Below are 13394 nucleotides of genomic sequence, written 5' to 3'. Positions count from 1 at the left end.
CACCATGTCCGTCACCTCTGCACCGCGTACATCCCCGACGCCGCCCGCCTCCTTCCTGGCGCGCCGCCCGGTCTGGCAGGTGTGCTACCTGGCGGCGCTCGCGGCCTGCGTCGTCGTCGAACTCTGGGGCCTGGCCGCCCGGGCCGCCGGTGTGCCGATGCGGGCCGCCGGCCTGGGCTCGCAGCACGCGTCGACGATCACCGTCGGCATGTTCGCGATGGGGACGATGGTCGTCACGTTCTGGTTCACCTTCGCCGTCGTGCTGATCGCCCGGTTCGCGAAGAACCCGGCGCGGCTGTACCTGCGCACGGCGCTGCCGCTGCTCGCCCTGTCCCTCGCCGCGCCGCTCACGGCGGCGGACACCGCGACGTCGACCCAGCTCGTTCTCGCCGCCGCGCACCTGATCGCCGGCGCGATCATCGTCCCCGTGGTCGCGCGACGCCTGCGGGCACGGTGAGCGGGCCGGCGCCCGCGTGCGCCCGCGTGTGCGGGCCGGCCCACCGCGGACGGCACCCCGCAGGCGGCCGGGCGGGGTGCCGTCCTGAACGGGCACCACAGGGTCATGCCTCTTGTCATGCCGCGGTGTCAGCGGACGCGACGCTGTCGCAGGCTCTCCTTGAGGACGAGCCGACGGACGGACACCGTGGTGTCGGCGACAGGCAGGCCGGTCAGGTCGTGGACACGTTCGGCGATGGCGGCGGCCAGCGCAGCACAGACTCCCGCGGTGTCAACGGGGCAGGTCAGGTCCACGGAGACCGCGATGCATGCCGCACCGCCCCGCACGCTGACGGACGATTGAGGCGGACGAAGACCGGCCCGGGCGGGCGGCGCGCCCTCGTGGCGTGTGACGGCCTCACGAGCCGCCTGGTCGGTGAGCCGGGCCAGAACACGGTCGGGGACCACGGTCGCGCCCCGTACGGCGGCCGGGGGCAGTCGCTCGGCACCGCCTTCGACGAGTCGCAGGTCAGGCGGTCGGGCGTTCACCGCACGCGCACCTTGTGGCCGTCGCGGGAACCGGCCGGTGAGCGGGTTCCGGGGTCGTCGTCACTGTCGCGTCGCCGGGACGGGCCACGCCGGCGGTCCATACCGCGGCGCAGGTCCTGCCCGCGGCTGCGGAGGTAGTCCGGGGCACTGTCGCCGTGGTGCAGCAGGTAACCGATGGCCAGGCCCGCCAGACCCACCACGGCGACCACGACGAACGCGCCGAAACCGCCGAAGTATCCCGCGAATCCCAGCGCAAGACCGGTCAGCAGCCCTGTCGATGTGGACGTCATGGTTCTCCTCGGTTCTGGTTCTCCTCGGTTCTCTCCCTGCACCGGCCGCACGACCTGTCAGGCCACGCGTCGCCGGCCGCTCTCCCGGTCGTCGCGGCCCCCGTCACCGCCGCTGTCATCGTCGATCTCGATGTCGTCGACGGCGACGTTGACCTCGACGACCTCCAGGCCGGTCATGCGTTCCAGCGCGGAGATGACGTTGACGCGGACGTCGGAGACGACATCGGCGATGGAGTAGCCGTAGTCGATGACCACGTCGAGGTCGACGGCTGCCTGCTCTGTGCCCACCTCGACGTGCACGCCGCGGGTGATGCTGGGCTGCGTGCCCGGCATCCGCTCGCGCACACCGCCGATGGTCCGTGCCATGCCCGCGCCGAGGTTGTGGACGCCGGGGACCTCGCGGGTGGCGATGCCCGCCATCTTCTCCACGACGCTGTCCGCGATCGTGGTCGTACCGCGGTCCTCCGGCGGGCGGAGCCCGTCCTTGTGCCGCGCCGAGTCGCCGGTCCGGCGCGTGTCGTGGTCGGCCCGGGTTGCCGTGTCGGTCATGACGTCCGCTCCTCTGCTGGAGGCTGTGGGCACCTGGTGGATCGCCCGTCACTAGGTTGGACACAAATGGGTGGAAAACGTCACACTTTTATGTGACGCAGTTCAGCCGGGCTCGCCTCGCGACGGTCGGTGGCCCCGCGGAGCACCTTTCGCGGGCCGCCGGATGCCGGAACCCGTAGGAAGTGATCTGTGAATGCGCCAGCAGACGGAGCGCCCTCCCCGCCCGGGACCGCGGGTCGTGACCCGGACGGGACGGAAGGTGCGTCCTTGCGGCTGCCGAACGGGGAAGAAGCCGCTGAGCCGGACGACTCGGTGCTGGCGGCCCGGGCCGCCGAGGGCGACGACGACGCCTTCGCCGCACTGGTCCACCGTCACAGCGCGCCGCTGCTGGCGCTGGCCTACCACATGCTGGGCAATCTCCCGGACGCGGAGGAAGCCGTGCAGGACGCCTTCCTCCGGGCATGGCGGAGCCTGCCGGGGTTTCGCGGGGACGCGGCGTTCGGCACGTGGATGTACCGCGTCGTCACCAACCGCTGCCTCACCGTCCTGCGCGTTCGCCCGCCCTCCGTGCCGCTGGACAGTGTGCCCGAGGCAGCGGCTCGCGACGCGAGCGGAGAGCCGGAGCGCGCGGCGGAGAGCGACGCGGCCACGCACGCGCTGGCCGCGGCGCTCGGCCGGCTGCGGCCCGACCAGCGGGCCTGCTGGATCCTGCGGGAGCTGCACGGGTTGTCCTACGCGGAGATCGCGCAGGTGGTGGGCATGAGCGAGCCGACGGTCCGCGGCCGCCTGTTCAGGGCCAGGCGGACCTTGACCCAGGAGATGGCCGGATGGCGGTAGACGACGCCCGCGCCCTGTCCGCGCGGCCCGGATCCGACGGCCGGGCGCGGGGGTACGACCCGGCGCGCCTGATCGGTGACGAGCGGCTGCCCTGCGGCCGGCTGGTCGGCGACGCCTGGAAACAGGCCCGCGCGCATCCGGACGACCCCGATCCGCACACCGCACGCTGCGCGTACTGCCGGCAGGCGGTCGAGGGGCTGGCAGCCCTCGACCGGGCGACTCGCACCCTGCGCACGCAGCGTCCCAGTGCCCGCGTGGTCGCGCAGCGGGTCATCACCGCCGTACGCGCCGAGGCACGGCTCGGCCGGATGGTTCCGCTGGACGACCCCGGGCGGGACCTGCGCATCGCCGAGGTCCAGGCGGCCAAGGTGCTGCGCGGTGCCGCCGACCGTATCCACGGCGTCCGGGCGGCCAGTTGCCGCCTCACGCTCCACAGCGACGGCCTCGTCGTGGATGTCGCCATGACACTGGCAGCCACCCTCGAACTGCCCCTGCCCGAGCGCGGAACCGAGGTACGCCGAGCCGTCGCCGACGCCGCCCGACAGCAACTCGGCCTGGCCGTCGGGCGGATCGACGTGACGTTCGTGTCGATCCTCGAACCGGTCGCGTTCCCGGCCGCTGCCCGCCGACGCACCGCGTGAGCCGATGATGAACCACAGCGACACGTCGAGCGTCCAACACGTGGCCGCACGGGCGGCGTTGGCCGTGCCCGGCGTCGCGGAACTGCAGCCCGGCCTCGGCCAGCGCCTGGCCGGAGCCGCCACCTGGGTCAGGCGCGCCGTCGGCGCGCCGTCCCCGTCGTCCCCGTCGTCTCAGGGAGGTGTCCGCGCCGACCGTGTCCCCGGCTCCGCCGGTTGGCGTCTCGACGTCCGATGCGTGCTCGACCGGGACCGCCGGGCCCTGGACGTCGCCCGCGACGTGCGCGATCAGGTGCGGGCAGCGGTGGTCTCCCACGTGAGCGGGGACGGGTCACCAGAGCCCGTCGAGGTGGTGGTCACGGTCACCCGCATCATCGGGCCACCACCGCCGGACGCGGATGCCCCGGCCCCCTAGTGGTAGAACACGGCGACCCCGCCATGGTGGGAGCAGGTGCCGCGATGGTGGGCGGAGAAGGACAGCGTCCCGTCGTTGCACAGCGCGGTTGCTCCGCCGTGGTCGTCGACCGGCGGATCTGTGTGCGTGCTTCCGCCGCCGCTCCCGCCGCTGCTGGACGACGTTCCTCCGCTGCCGCCGCTGCTGGTGCTCGCGTGGTGCGTCGGCCTGGGGCTGGGCTTGGGGTGCGGGGATGTGGGGGCCGGGGTGGGTGACGGGGTCGGGCTGGGTGACGCGGTGGGTGATGCGGAAGGCGAGGCGGAGGGGCATGTCTCGTCGGTCTTGACCGCGCCCATGTCGATCGTGACGCTGCCGGCGGCGGGGGAGCCTGCGGCGGGCGTCTGGTCGCACACGGTCCAGTTCCGGTCGAGGATCTGATGCCGGCCCTGCCCGGTGGCGTCGTGTGAGGTCAGGTCGTGGAAGCCCTTGGCCTGGGCGGCGTCCTGTGCGTCCTGCAGGCCCATGCCGACGAAGTTCGGCACCGCCTTGGCCGTGTCGGCTGTGGCCGCGGTCGCGGTGGGAGCCGCCGTCCGGCTGCTGTCGGTGGTGGCGTCCGGGTTGCAGGCGGCGACCCCTGCGCAGGTGGCGGTGAGTAAGGCGATGATCGCAACAGCCTTGCGGGCGTGCATGAGTGTTCCCCCCTCGGTCGTGTGTGTGGGTGATCGTGGCAGCGGCCTCGGAATCGAATGCCCGAAGTCACCGATTCGTTACCGAACACCGCACAGCCGCTGATACCGGGCGAGGCTCAGACGCCGGAACGAGGGCAGGCGTGGCGGCGCCGCTGGGGGCGTCTTTCCGCTCGAAGATGTCCAGGTCTGAAACTAAAATGAGGGCGCCCGCGCATCCACCCGAGTGCCGCCGCCGAAGGGTCCTTCTTTCAATGCGCGCCAGGTGACGGCCCTCGGCGTGGCCCGGCGGAGATCGCCCTGAAAGGGAAGAGCGCCATGGAAGACACGACCACCGCACTTGTCGTGCAGCCGGGTGACGCCGGCACCGCGTCGCTCACGGACGGCACGTTCGAATTGCTCGCCGACGGCGGCGCCGTGAGCGCCAGCCGGCTGACCCTCGCATCCGGCGCGGACGGGGCGCCTCCGCACCGTCACAAGCTGTCCCACGAGACGTTCTACCTGCTGGACGGGACGATGGTCTTCCGCCTAGGAGACGCCGTGACCACCGTGGGGAAGGGCGGTCTCGTCATCATTCCGCCAGGTCTGCCGCACGCCTTCGGGGCGGCGGAGGGCGAGACGGCGGACGTCGTGGTCTTCCTCAGCCCTGGGATCGAACGGTTCGCCTACTTCGAGCAGTTGGCCGCCATCAGCCGTGGCGAGCTGGATTTCGCGTCCCTCGTTCCCGTGCAGGACCGCTATGACGTGCACCTCATCGACCTCCCGGACTGGCGGTCGGCCCCCTGATGGGGCCCTATTACTGATGAGGGGACAGATCAGATCGAGCCCCGCTGGGTCGGCGTAGCCAACGACGGAGACGTCCTTGGTAATGCTCAGCCCGGCACGCTCGGCGGCACGGTTCGCGTGCGGATGGCCATCTTGTCTCTGGACGCGACGAGGCGGCTCCTGGGCGAGGAGGGCCGAGGTGGCCCGATGACCGCCTTCGGTGTGATCGCCGGCGACGCCCCGGGGACGGTTGCCTGGCCGGACATGGTCACGAACTGCACTCAAGCGTTAAGCCATCAAGGGATGATGGTTTAATTGCGGCATGTTGTACAGCGTGCCTGACCTGGACGGCCAGGATGAGAAAGTCCTGCAGGAGATCGAGCGCATGCGTCAGCAGCTGCGGATCTACCTGGCTGCCCAGCTGCAATGGGACCGCCCCCTGCGGCGGCACATGGCCGCCCGCGCCGTAGCGGGGTCCAACACCATCGAGGGGTACACCGCGAGCGTCGACGACGTGGAAGCGATCATGACGGGCGAGCAGCCGCTGCAAGCCGGCGAGGAAGTCACCGGGGAGATCGCCGGATACCAGCAGGCCATGACCTACATCCAGTCGCTGTCCGACGCGCCGCACTTCACCTACGACGAGGGCCTCCTCAACGGCATACATTTCATGATCCAGAGCAGGCATCTCGACAAGCGTCCCGGACGATGGCGTAACCGTGAGGTGTGGGTCAACGCCCCGGGCAGGCCGGACGTGCGGGACTACACGGCCCCGGGCGACCGGGAGGTACCGAGCCTGATGGCCGAACTGGTGGACTGGCTGAACCAGGGAGACCTCGACGCGCCGGTTCATGTGCGCGCCTCGATGGCGCACCTGAACCTGGTCAAGATTCATCCCTGGCACGACGGCAACGGACGGATGTCACGGGCGCTTTCCACCCTGGTCTTCTCCCGTGAGGCGTTGATGCCGCCGGAATTCTCCTCCATCGAGGAGTGGTTGGGCTATCCCGACCACACCTACGCCTACTACGACGTCCTGAAGGAAGTAGGCGGGCCGCAGTGGTCACCCGAACGCGACACCCACCCATGGATCCGGTTCTGCCTGCGCGCCCATCATGAGCAGGCTCAGTACGCCCAGCGACTGGTGGACACCCAGTCCAAGGCATGGGTCGCCCTCGGTCGGGCGATCGCAGAAGAGGGCCATGACGAGCGGGTGCTGTTCGCCCTGCAGCCCGCCTTCTTCAACCAGCGGGTGCGGCGTTCGCTGTACCAGGAGGACGCTGAACTGTCCGAACAGCCGGCCAGCCGTGACATCCGGATGCTGTGCCACGCTGGGTGGCTCGAACCGCGAGGCAAAGCCCGAGGCACGTACTACGTGGCCGGGCCCAAGATGCGCCCGGTACGGTCCCAGGTGGCTGCTGACGTCAGCCCTCTGATCAACCCCTACGCGTCCTCCTAGGTGGGGTGGACCCATGGTGTACCTCAGAAGGTGTGCCACCGGGCGCGCACGCCTCGGACCGACCCCGGCGTGCCGGCCGGAAGACAGGGCCCGGCCGGCGCGGGGGAAGATCAGATGGTTGCCGTGTCGATCACGAAGCGGTAGCGCACGTCGCTCGCCTGGACACGCTTGTAGGCGTCGTTGATCTGGTCGGCGGAGATCAGCTCGATCTCGGCGCCGAGACCGTGCTCGGCGCAGAAGTCGAGCATCTCCTGGGTCTCGGGGATGCCGCCGATGTTGGAGCTGGTCATCACACGGCGCCGGCCGAACAGGGACTTGAGGTCGAGCTCCACGGTCTCCTCCGGGAGGCCGACGTTGACCATCGCGCCGTCCGTGCGCAGCAGCGAAAGGAAGCGGGCGTAGTCCAGTCCCGCCGAGACGGTGTTCAGGACGATGTCGAAGGTGCCGGCCAGCTTCTCGAAGGTCTCGGGGTCGCTCGTGGCGTAGTAGTGGTGGGCGCCCAGGCGCAGACCGTCGTCCTTCTTGCGCAGCGACTGCGACAGCACGGTGACCTCGGCGCCGAGCGCGTGAGCGATCTTCACGCCCATGTGGCCGAGGCCGCCCAGGCCGACGACCGCGACCTTCCTGCCGGGGCCGGCGTTCCAGTGCTTCAGCGGCGAGTACGTGGTGATTCCGGCGCACAGCAGCGGAGCCGCCACGTCCAGGGACAGCGCGTCCGGGATCCGGACGACGAAGTTCTCGTCGACGACGATCTTCTCGGAGTAGCCGCCGTGCGTGGGCGTGCCGTCCTTGTCGGTGCCGTTGTACGTCCAGATCGGGCCGCCGTTGGCGCAGTACTGCTCCAGACCGGCCTTGCAGTAGTCGCACTCCTGGCAGGAGCCGACCATGCAGCCGACGCCGACACGGTCGCCGACAGCGAACTTCGTCACACCGGGACCGACCTCGGAGACGACGCCGGCGATCTCGTGTCCGGGCACCATCGGGAACGTACCGGGGCGCCAGCCGTCCTGGACCTGGTGGATGTCGGAGTGGCAGATGCCGGCGAACTTGATGTCGATCAGGACGTCGTTCTCGCGGACCGCACGCCTCTCGATCGTGGTCCGCTCCAGGGGGGCCTTGGGGGCGGGCGCGGCGTATGCGGCGACAGTGGTCATGCCGTGGTTCTCCTCGCGGTTCGCGTGCCCGATGCCTTGCTGCCGGGCACGATCTGCACGCTCCGAGTCTGACCCGGATCGAGGGGAAGAACCTTCCCCCCGGTTTTCGTACGACTGCCGTGCGTACTACTGGCAGGGTCAGGCTGTCCTGCGTACGACCAGCGAACGGCAACGATACTGGTGGTATGGAAGGTGGCAGTGAAGATCAGCCCGGAGCAACCGCAGGCCGGCCCCTGGACCGCCGGGCCGAGCTGAGCGAGTTCCTGCGCAACAGGCGGGCCCGGCTGCAGCCGGAGGACGTCGGACTCTCCGGCGCCGGACGCCACCGCCGGGTGCCCGGGCTGCGCCGCGAAGAGCTCGCCCAGCTCGCCGGGGTCTCCGTCGCGTACTACACGCGCCTGGAACAGGGCAACGGCCGCAACGTCTCCACGGAGGTCCTGGGCTCCATCGCCCGTGCCCTGCGTCTGACCGACGCCGAGTACGCCCACCTCACCCACCTGGTGAAGCCGAAGGAGCACAAGAAGAAGCCGGCGGCACGCCAGCCCCAGACCCGGCAGGCGCTGCGGCAGCTCCTGGACTCGATGGAAGGCGTCCCGGCCTATGTCGTGGGGCGACGCTCCGACATCCTCGCCTGGAACCGCGCGGCCGCCGCGCTCTTCGGCGACTGGTCCGAGCTGCCGGCCGCCGAGCGCAACTGGGCCCGGCTGGTGTTCCTCCGCCCCGACTACCGTGATCTGTTCGCCGACTGGGAGCAGAAGGCGATCGACGTCGTGCGCGCCCTGCGCACCGACGCCGGCTGCTACCCCGACGACCCCAAACTCTCCGCCCTGGTCGGTGAACTCTCCGTCAAGAGCGACGAATTCCGCCGTATGTGGGCGCTGCACGACGTCAAGGAGAAGAACCACGGCGTCAAGCGTCTGCACCACCCGCTGGTCGGCGACATCCAGCTGTACTTCGAGGGATTCCGCCTCCCGGACGACCCCGACCTGTCCCTGGTGACCTTCCACGCCGAACCAGGCTCGCCCTCCGCCGAGTCCCTGCGCCTGCTGGTCAGTTGGGGCACCGACGCCACGCTCCGGACACCGTCGGCGTGAGCCGCCGGGCATCCGGAGGCAGAAGCCGAAGCCAGGCGCTCTCAGCGGGTCGAGATCTTCAAGCCCCGCCCTGCGGCGAAGGCCCCGCGCTTGTGGCATGGTGCGTGGGGCCTTCGGTGGTTCGCGGGCGCGTCGTCAGCGTTTGAAGGCGTAGTCCATCAGCTTCCTGGCGTCCGCCGCCCGCTGGGTGACGGAGGACGAGGCCAGGACGGTGCCGATGACCGTGCGGCTGCCGCGGGTGGCGGCGAAGACCAGGCAGTACCCGGCCTGCGGTCCTGAGCCGGTCTTCACACCGATCGTGCCGCTGTAGGTGCCGAGCAGCGTGTTGGTGTTGGTCCAGCTGTAGTACCGGTACCCGTTGGTCCTGGTGGTCACCTTGGTCTTCAGGGTGCGGGTCTTCACCACGGAGCGGAACGTGGAGAACTTCATGGCGTTGCTCGCCAGCTTCGTCAGGTCGCGCGGCGTGGAGTAGTTCGAGCCGTTGCCGATCCCGTCGAAGGAGTCGAAGTGGGTGTTGCGCAGGCCCAGCGACTTCGCCGTGGAGTTCATCTGCCCGATGAACTGCTTGACCCGGACCGCGCGGGTGGTGCCGACGCCGTACTTGTCGGCGAGCGCGTAGGCCGCGTCGCAGCCTGAGGGCAGCATCATCCCGTAGAGAAGCTGCCGGACCGTCGGCTTGTCGCCGACGATCAGGTGGGCGGACGAGGCGTTCTTGCTGACGATGTAGTCGCTGTACGCCTTCTGGACGGTGACCCGGGAGTCCAGGTTGAGGTGCTTCTGCCGCAGCACCACCTCGAAGGTCATCATCTTGGTGGTGGAGCCGGTGGACCGGCGGGTGTCCGCGGCCTTGGCGTAGTAGGCCGCGCCCGACGCGTTGTTCATCACGAAGCCGCCCTTGGCCACGATCGAGGGCGGTGCGGGTGTGGCCGCCTGGGCCGGGACGGCGAGCGCCCCGGTGGCCGCGACCGCCCCGGCGGCGACCGCCACAACGGTCGTGCGGCGCAGGGCCTTACTGCTGGTTATCACAATGAGTGGCTCCAATTGTCCTGACACCAGGGCCACATGGGAGTGTGCGGCCCGAACGTGAGACGCACGGCGCAGCCGGACGGATGCCGCCGTCCCGGCAGGTTAGGGGAGCCGTGGCCGCGATGGACAGCGGTAGTCGTGGTCGGAGTCGACGGACTCCCGCACCGCGGGGCGCGAGGCCAAGGCGGACCACGACAGGGTGCGGAGATTCAGGAAACCGGAGCGCGGCGCTGGAACTCGTCGAAGGTGCGCGGGCCGAAGGGGGGAGCAGGAGCACCGTGCGGCTGGACCGCGTGCACCGGTCTCACCGGCTCAGCATCCGGGAGCCGGCGACCGCGACGAGGACCGCGGCCAGGGTGACGAGGCCGACGAGCACGGCGACCGCGGGCCAGACCCGGAGCGCGGCGGCGGTGAGCAGCGGCGGGACGGTCATGCCGGCGTAGGCGATGAGAAAGACACCGGCGAGGGCCTCGCCCTGACGTTCCGGGTCGGCCACCGCGGCGACGGTGCCGAGGGCGGCCCGGAACAGGATGCCGATCCCGGCGCCGGCGACCCCGCCGCCCGCGAGGAAGAGCGGCAGCGAGGAGACGACGGCGGCAGCACCGATGCTCCCGAGCCCGAGCGCGGCGAGCGCGATGGCGAGTCCGATCTGCGGACGCCGCGCCAGCCGCGCGGTGACGATCTGCGCGACGGCGGCGGCCATGAAGACGACGCATGGCGCCAGGCCGGCGAGCAGGTGCGAGTGCAGCCCGAGGAGACCGACGAGGAAGGTCGAGGACAGTCCCATGAACGTGCCGAACACCGCGAACGCTCCGAAGGCCGCCGCCCCGGCCGCCCAGAACGTCGCCCTGCCCGCGGCCGGGACCGCGACCCGCTGCGGCCGGTAGGCGGGACGCTCCTCAGGGCGCACGATCGTCTCGGGAACGAACGCGACCGATATCCCTTCGGCGACCAGCAGGACGGCGAAGGCGACGTACGGGGTGACGAGCGGTCGCGTGGACCACGTCGCGATGCAACCGCCGATCAGCGGACCGAGGCCGATGCCGCCGAGGTTGGCGAAGGTCGACACCAGGGCGACGCGACTTCTGGCATGGTTGGCCGCCGCGCCGAGCTCCGAAAGGTGTGCGGTCGCCGTGGCGGTGAGCACGCCGATGCCCAGTCCGCTGATGAAGCGGGCGCCGATGAGGCCGGCGACGTCGTTCCGGACCAGGAAGAGGATCGCGGCGAGCACGTTGATCAGGAGCGAGCCGAGGATCACGCGCCGGCGTCCGAACCAGTCGGAGACGTGGCCGGCGAGATACAGGCTCAGCATGACCCCGACGGCGTATGCCGCGAAGACGACGGTCAGGACGATCGTCGGGAAGCCGTCCCGCTGCTGGTAGATCGCGTAGAGGGGTGTGGGGAGGGCGCAGAACGCGAGCTCGGTGCTGAAGACGAGCGCGATGATCCAGAACCCGGCTCGATGCCGGCGCCCTTCCGGGGTCCGCGTCTGGGCGGGTGCCGCGATGGTTGTCATGCCTCGATGCTCGACGGCTCCTGCCATCGCGTCCAACGCATACACTTGCTCACAGTCATCGATGCGGACGATGGAGCGCCTGGAGCGATGGAAACCCGACTGGTCGAGTACGCGATCGCGGTCGCCGACGAGCTGAGCTTCACGCGGGCCGCGCAGCGGGTCTACGCGGCTCAGTCGACCGTCTCCGCCGGCGTGCGGGCGCTGGAACGAGAGCTGGGCGCTGCCCTCTTCGAGCGGGACCAGCGCGGAGTGCGGATCACTTCCGCCGGAGCGGCGGTGCTGCCCGCGCTGCGCGCGCTCGCCGACGCCGAGGCGCGCGCCCGCACCGCGGCCGACCCGCGCGGTGAACTGCGGGGCGAGCTGCGCATCGGGGTGTTCTCCAGCGTGAGCTACCTCGCGATCCCGCGCGTCATCGGCGCCTTCCACCGCGAGCACCCGCTCGTCGACCTGCGTCTGCGCGCGTCCGCGTCCGGCTCGGCGGAACTGGCCGACGACGTGCGGCGGGGGCGCCTCGATCTCAGTCTGTACGGGCTTCCGGCGACCACCGCCCCCGGGCTCGCCGTGCACCGGCTCGCCACGACGTTTTACGCGGTGGTCGTCGCGGCCGGCCATGACCTCGCCTCGCGCCCGGAACTGGCGCTGGCGGACCTTACCGACCAGCCCTTCGTGGACGCGCCCGCCGGTTTCGGCAACCGGGACGTCCTCGACGCCGCGCTGGGCGCACGCGGCGTGGTGCGCGACGTCACGGCGGAGGTGACCGAGACCCACGCGATCCCGGTCTTCGTCGCCAACGGTCTCGGCGTCGCGCTGCTCCCCGAACTGCTGATCCCGCCGAGCGAGGGCATCGCGGTCGTCCCTCTGAAAGAGCGCATCGTCTGGGAATTCAACGCCGTGACCCGGACCGCGCCCGGCGAGGCCACCACCGCTCTGCTGGAGCGGTTGATCGCGGCGTACCGGACCTGACGCGGCGTCCCCTGACAGGACGACAGCTTTCTGATCACCGTGGGCTGCCCGCCCGCAGGTGAGCGATGTAGTCAGCGGCCGCGGCGGCGGTGTCGTACTCGGGGCTGAACCCGGTGTCCTCGCGCAGACGGGTCGTGTCGAGCCAACGTGCTGGCGGGACGTCCCCTGAGGGCAGCCCGAACTGGAACGCGGGCTCGACGGAGGCGATCGCGGCGATCACCTCGGCGTTGCTCGTGGCACGGCCCGAGCCGACGTTGTAGATCGCGTGGTGGAGCGCCGGCGCGAGCTGGAGGAGCGCGAGTGCGCGGCCGGTGTCCTTGACGTAGCAGAGATCGAGGGCGTCCTCGGCGTACGGCGGGCGTGCCAGGCCGGTCAGGTCGGGTGCGACGCGATGCGCGGCGGCGTGGGCGAGGGAGGGAGCCGGGAAGAACGGATCGGGCAGATGGCCGCCCGGACCCCAGGTGCCGGAGATGCGTGCGGCGGCGAACTCGACGCCGGCCTCGGCCGCGAGCTGGCCGGCCAGCAGCTCGGTGACCTTCTTCAGTGTCGGAATGACGTGGAAGTGTCCCGTCGGCAGGGGCAGGTCCTCGCTGAGCGCGCCGTCGACGGCGACGCCGCCGTAGACACCGATGGTGCTGGCGGTGACGACGCGCCGCACGCCCCACTCCCGCGCGACGCGCGCGATGTTGAGGAATCCGTCGAGGGTGCGGCCCGCGGCCGCGATCGCGTCGTCGTTGCCGGCCTCCCAGGGCAGCGTGACGGCCAGATGCACGATCCCGGTGATGGTGTGCCGGCGGCCCACCGCACGCAGGCTCTCCAGGTCGGCGACGTCCCCCTGCGCCATGTCCACCCGCAGGTCGGCCAGCCTCGCCGGGACGGCGGGTGTGCGGCGCTGGAGGAGCACGCACTCCTCTCCCATCCCGTGCAGCGCGCGCACGGTGTGCGAACCGATGAAACCCGCACCGCCTGTCACGAGAATCAATGCCGTCTCCTTCGTCCGTGCCCCTGATTGTCAGTGCTGCTGACTATCAGCTTACGG

General features: G+C 70.7%; 15 protein-coding genes and 1 pseudogene. 8 read left to right on the top strand and 8 right to left on the bottom strand.

Annotated features, from left to right (window positions below):
• Window positions 1-4 precede the first annotated feature (4 nt).
• Complete coding sequence (locus K7862_RS06245) at window positions 5-457, top strand: DUF6069 family protein (RefSeq protein ID WP_222961401.1); 453 nt, start codon at window positions 5-7, stop codon at window positions 455-457.
• A 128-nt stretch (window positions 458-585) separates the two neighbouring features.
• On the opposite strand, the gene K7862_RS06240 is transcribed toward K7862_RS06245, so the two are convergent.
• The 3 genes and pseudogenes from K7862_RS06240 to K7862_RS06230 all read right to left on the bottom strand — a co-directional run bounded on the left by K7862_RS06240 (window position 586) and on the right by K7862_RS06230 (window position 1823).
• Window positions 586-984, bottom strand: coding sequence for an Asp23/Gls24 family envelope stress response protein (locus K7862_RS06240; protein ID WP_308011873.1), 399 nt, complete (start codon window positions 982-984; stop codon window positions 586-588).
• Between the two features lie 86 nt (window positions 985-1070).
• A pseudogene (locus K7862_RS06235) lies at window positions 1071-1274 on the bottom strand (hypothetical protein); the annotation flags it as partial.
• Window positions 1275-1331: 57 nt separating this feature from the next.
• Window positions 1332-1823: an Asp23/Gls24 family envelope stress response protein gene (locus K7862_RS06230; RefSeq protein ID WP_222961400.1), complete on the bottom strand. Its 492-nt coding sequence runs from the start codon at window positions 1821-1823 to the stop codon at window positions 1332-1334.
• A 267-nt stretch (window positions 1824-2090) separates the two neighbouring features.
• Here K7862_RS06230 and K7862_RS06225 point away from each other — a divergent pair, with 267 nt between their 5' ends.
• The 3 genes from K7862_RS06225 to K7862_RS06215 are packed head-to-tail and all read left to right on the top strand — an operon-like array spanning window position 2091 to window position 3713.
• On the top strand, window positions 2091-2660 hold the full coding sequence (locus tag K7862_RS06225; protein ID WP_262412752.1) for an RNA polymerase sigma factor: 570 nt from the start codon (window positions 2091-2093) through the stop codon (window positions 2658-2660).
• A complete protein-coding gene (locus K7862_RS06220; RefSeq protein ID WP_222961399.1) occupies window positions 2651-3301 on the top strand; it encodes a hypothetical protein in 651 nt (216 codons plus the stop codon). The genes K7862_RS06225 and K7862_RS06220 overlap by 10 nt, the downstream gene beginning before the upstream one ends.
• A gap of 40 nt (window positions 3302-3341) precedes the next feature.
• The gene (locus tag K7862_RS06215) at window positions 3342-3713 is read left to right on the top strand and encodes a hypothetical protein (protein ID WP_308011872.1); all 372 of its coding nucleotides are present in this window, start codon (window positions 3342-3344) and stop codon (window positions 3711-3713) included.
• Here the strand turns inward: K7862_RS06215 and K7862_RS37315 are convergent.
• Window positions 3710-4381, bottom strand: a complete 672-nt coding sequence (locus K7862_RS37315) for a DUF3761 domain-containing protein (protein ID WP_262412751.1) — start codon at window positions 4379-4381, stop codon at window positions 3710-3712. The two genes, K7862_RS06215 and K7862_RS37315, sit on opposite strands and share 4 nt — an antisense overlap.
• Window positions 4382-4696: 315 nt before the next feature.
• Here K7862_RS37315 and K7862_RS06205 point away from each other — a divergent pair, with 315 nt between their 5' ends.
• On the top strand, window positions 4697-5164 hold the full coding sequence (locus K7862_RS06205; RefSeq protein ID WP_222961398.1) for a cupin domain-containing protein: 468 nt from the start codon (window positions 4697-4699) through the stop codon (window positions 5162-5164).
• A gap of 301 nt (window positions 5165-5465) precedes the next feature.
• Window positions 5466-6602 (top strand): Fic family protein, encoded by a 1137-nt coding sequence (locus K7862_RS06200; RefSeq protein ID WP_222961397.1) that lies wholly within the window; start codon window positions 5466-5468, stop codon window positions 6600-6602.
• A gap of 110 nt (window positions 6603-6712) precedes the next feature.
• On the opposite strand, the gene K7862_RS06195 is transcribed toward K7862_RS06200, so the two are convergent.
• On the bottom strand, window positions 6713-7756 hold the full coding sequence (locus K7862_RS06195; protein ID WP_222961396.1) for an NAD(P)-dependent alcohol dehydrogenase: 1044 nt from the start codon (window positions 7754-7756) through the stop codon (window positions 6713-6715).
• Between the two features lie 185 nt (window positions 7757-7941).
• Between K7862_RS06195 and K7862_RS06190 the strand changes: the two genes are divergently transcribed.
• Complete coding sequence (locus K7862_RS06190; protein WP_222961395.1) at window positions 7942-8850, top strand: MmyB family transcriptional regulator; 909 nt, start codon at window positions 7942-7944, stop codon at window positions 8848-8850.
• A gap of 135 nt (window positions 8851-8985) precedes the next feature.
• Here the strand turns inward: K7862_RS06190 and K7862_RS06185 are convergent, their stop codons facing one another.
• The gene (locus K7862_RS06185; protein WP_308011871.1) at window positions 8986-9876 is read right to left on the bottom strand and encodes a D-alanyl-D-alanine carboxypeptidase family protein; all 891 of its coding nucleotides are present in this window, start codon (window positions 9874-9876) and stop codon (window positions 8986-8988) included.
• Window positions 9877-10180: 304 nt separating this feature from the next.
• Window positions 10181-11392, bottom strand: a complete 1212-nt coding sequence (locus K7862_RS06180) for an MFS transporter (protein WP_222961394.1) — start codon at window positions 11390-11392, stop codon at window positions 10181-10183.
• Window positions 11393-11479: 87 nt separating this feature from the next.
• Here K7862_RS06180 and K7862_RS06175 point away from each other — a divergent pair, with 87 nt between their 5' ends.
• Window positions 11480-12355: a LysR substrate-binding domain-containing protein gene (locus K7862_RS06175; protein WP_222961393.1), complete on the top strand. Its 876-nt coding sequence runs from the start codon at window positions 11480-11482 to the stop codon at window positions 12353-12355.
• Window positions 12356-12389: 34 nt separating this feature from the next.
• Here the strand turns inward: K7862_RS06175 and K7862_RS06170 are convergent, their stop codons facing one another.
• Window positions 12390-13328 (bottom strand): NAD-dependent epimerase/dehydratase family protein, encoded by a 939-nt coding sequence (locus K7862_RS06170; protein WP_308011887.1) that lies wholly within the window; start codon window positions 13326-13328, stop codon window positions 12390-12392.
• Between the last annotated feature and the right edge of the window lie 66 nt (window positions 13329-13394).

The sequence above is a fragment of the Actinacidiphila acidipaludis genome (genome assembly GCF_019890725.1).
GTDB lineage: Bacteria > Actinomycetota > Actinomycetes > Streptomycetales > Streptomycetaceae > Actinacidiphila > Actinacidiphila acidipaludis.
This window is presented reverse-complemented; position numbering and strand designations above follow the sequence as displayed.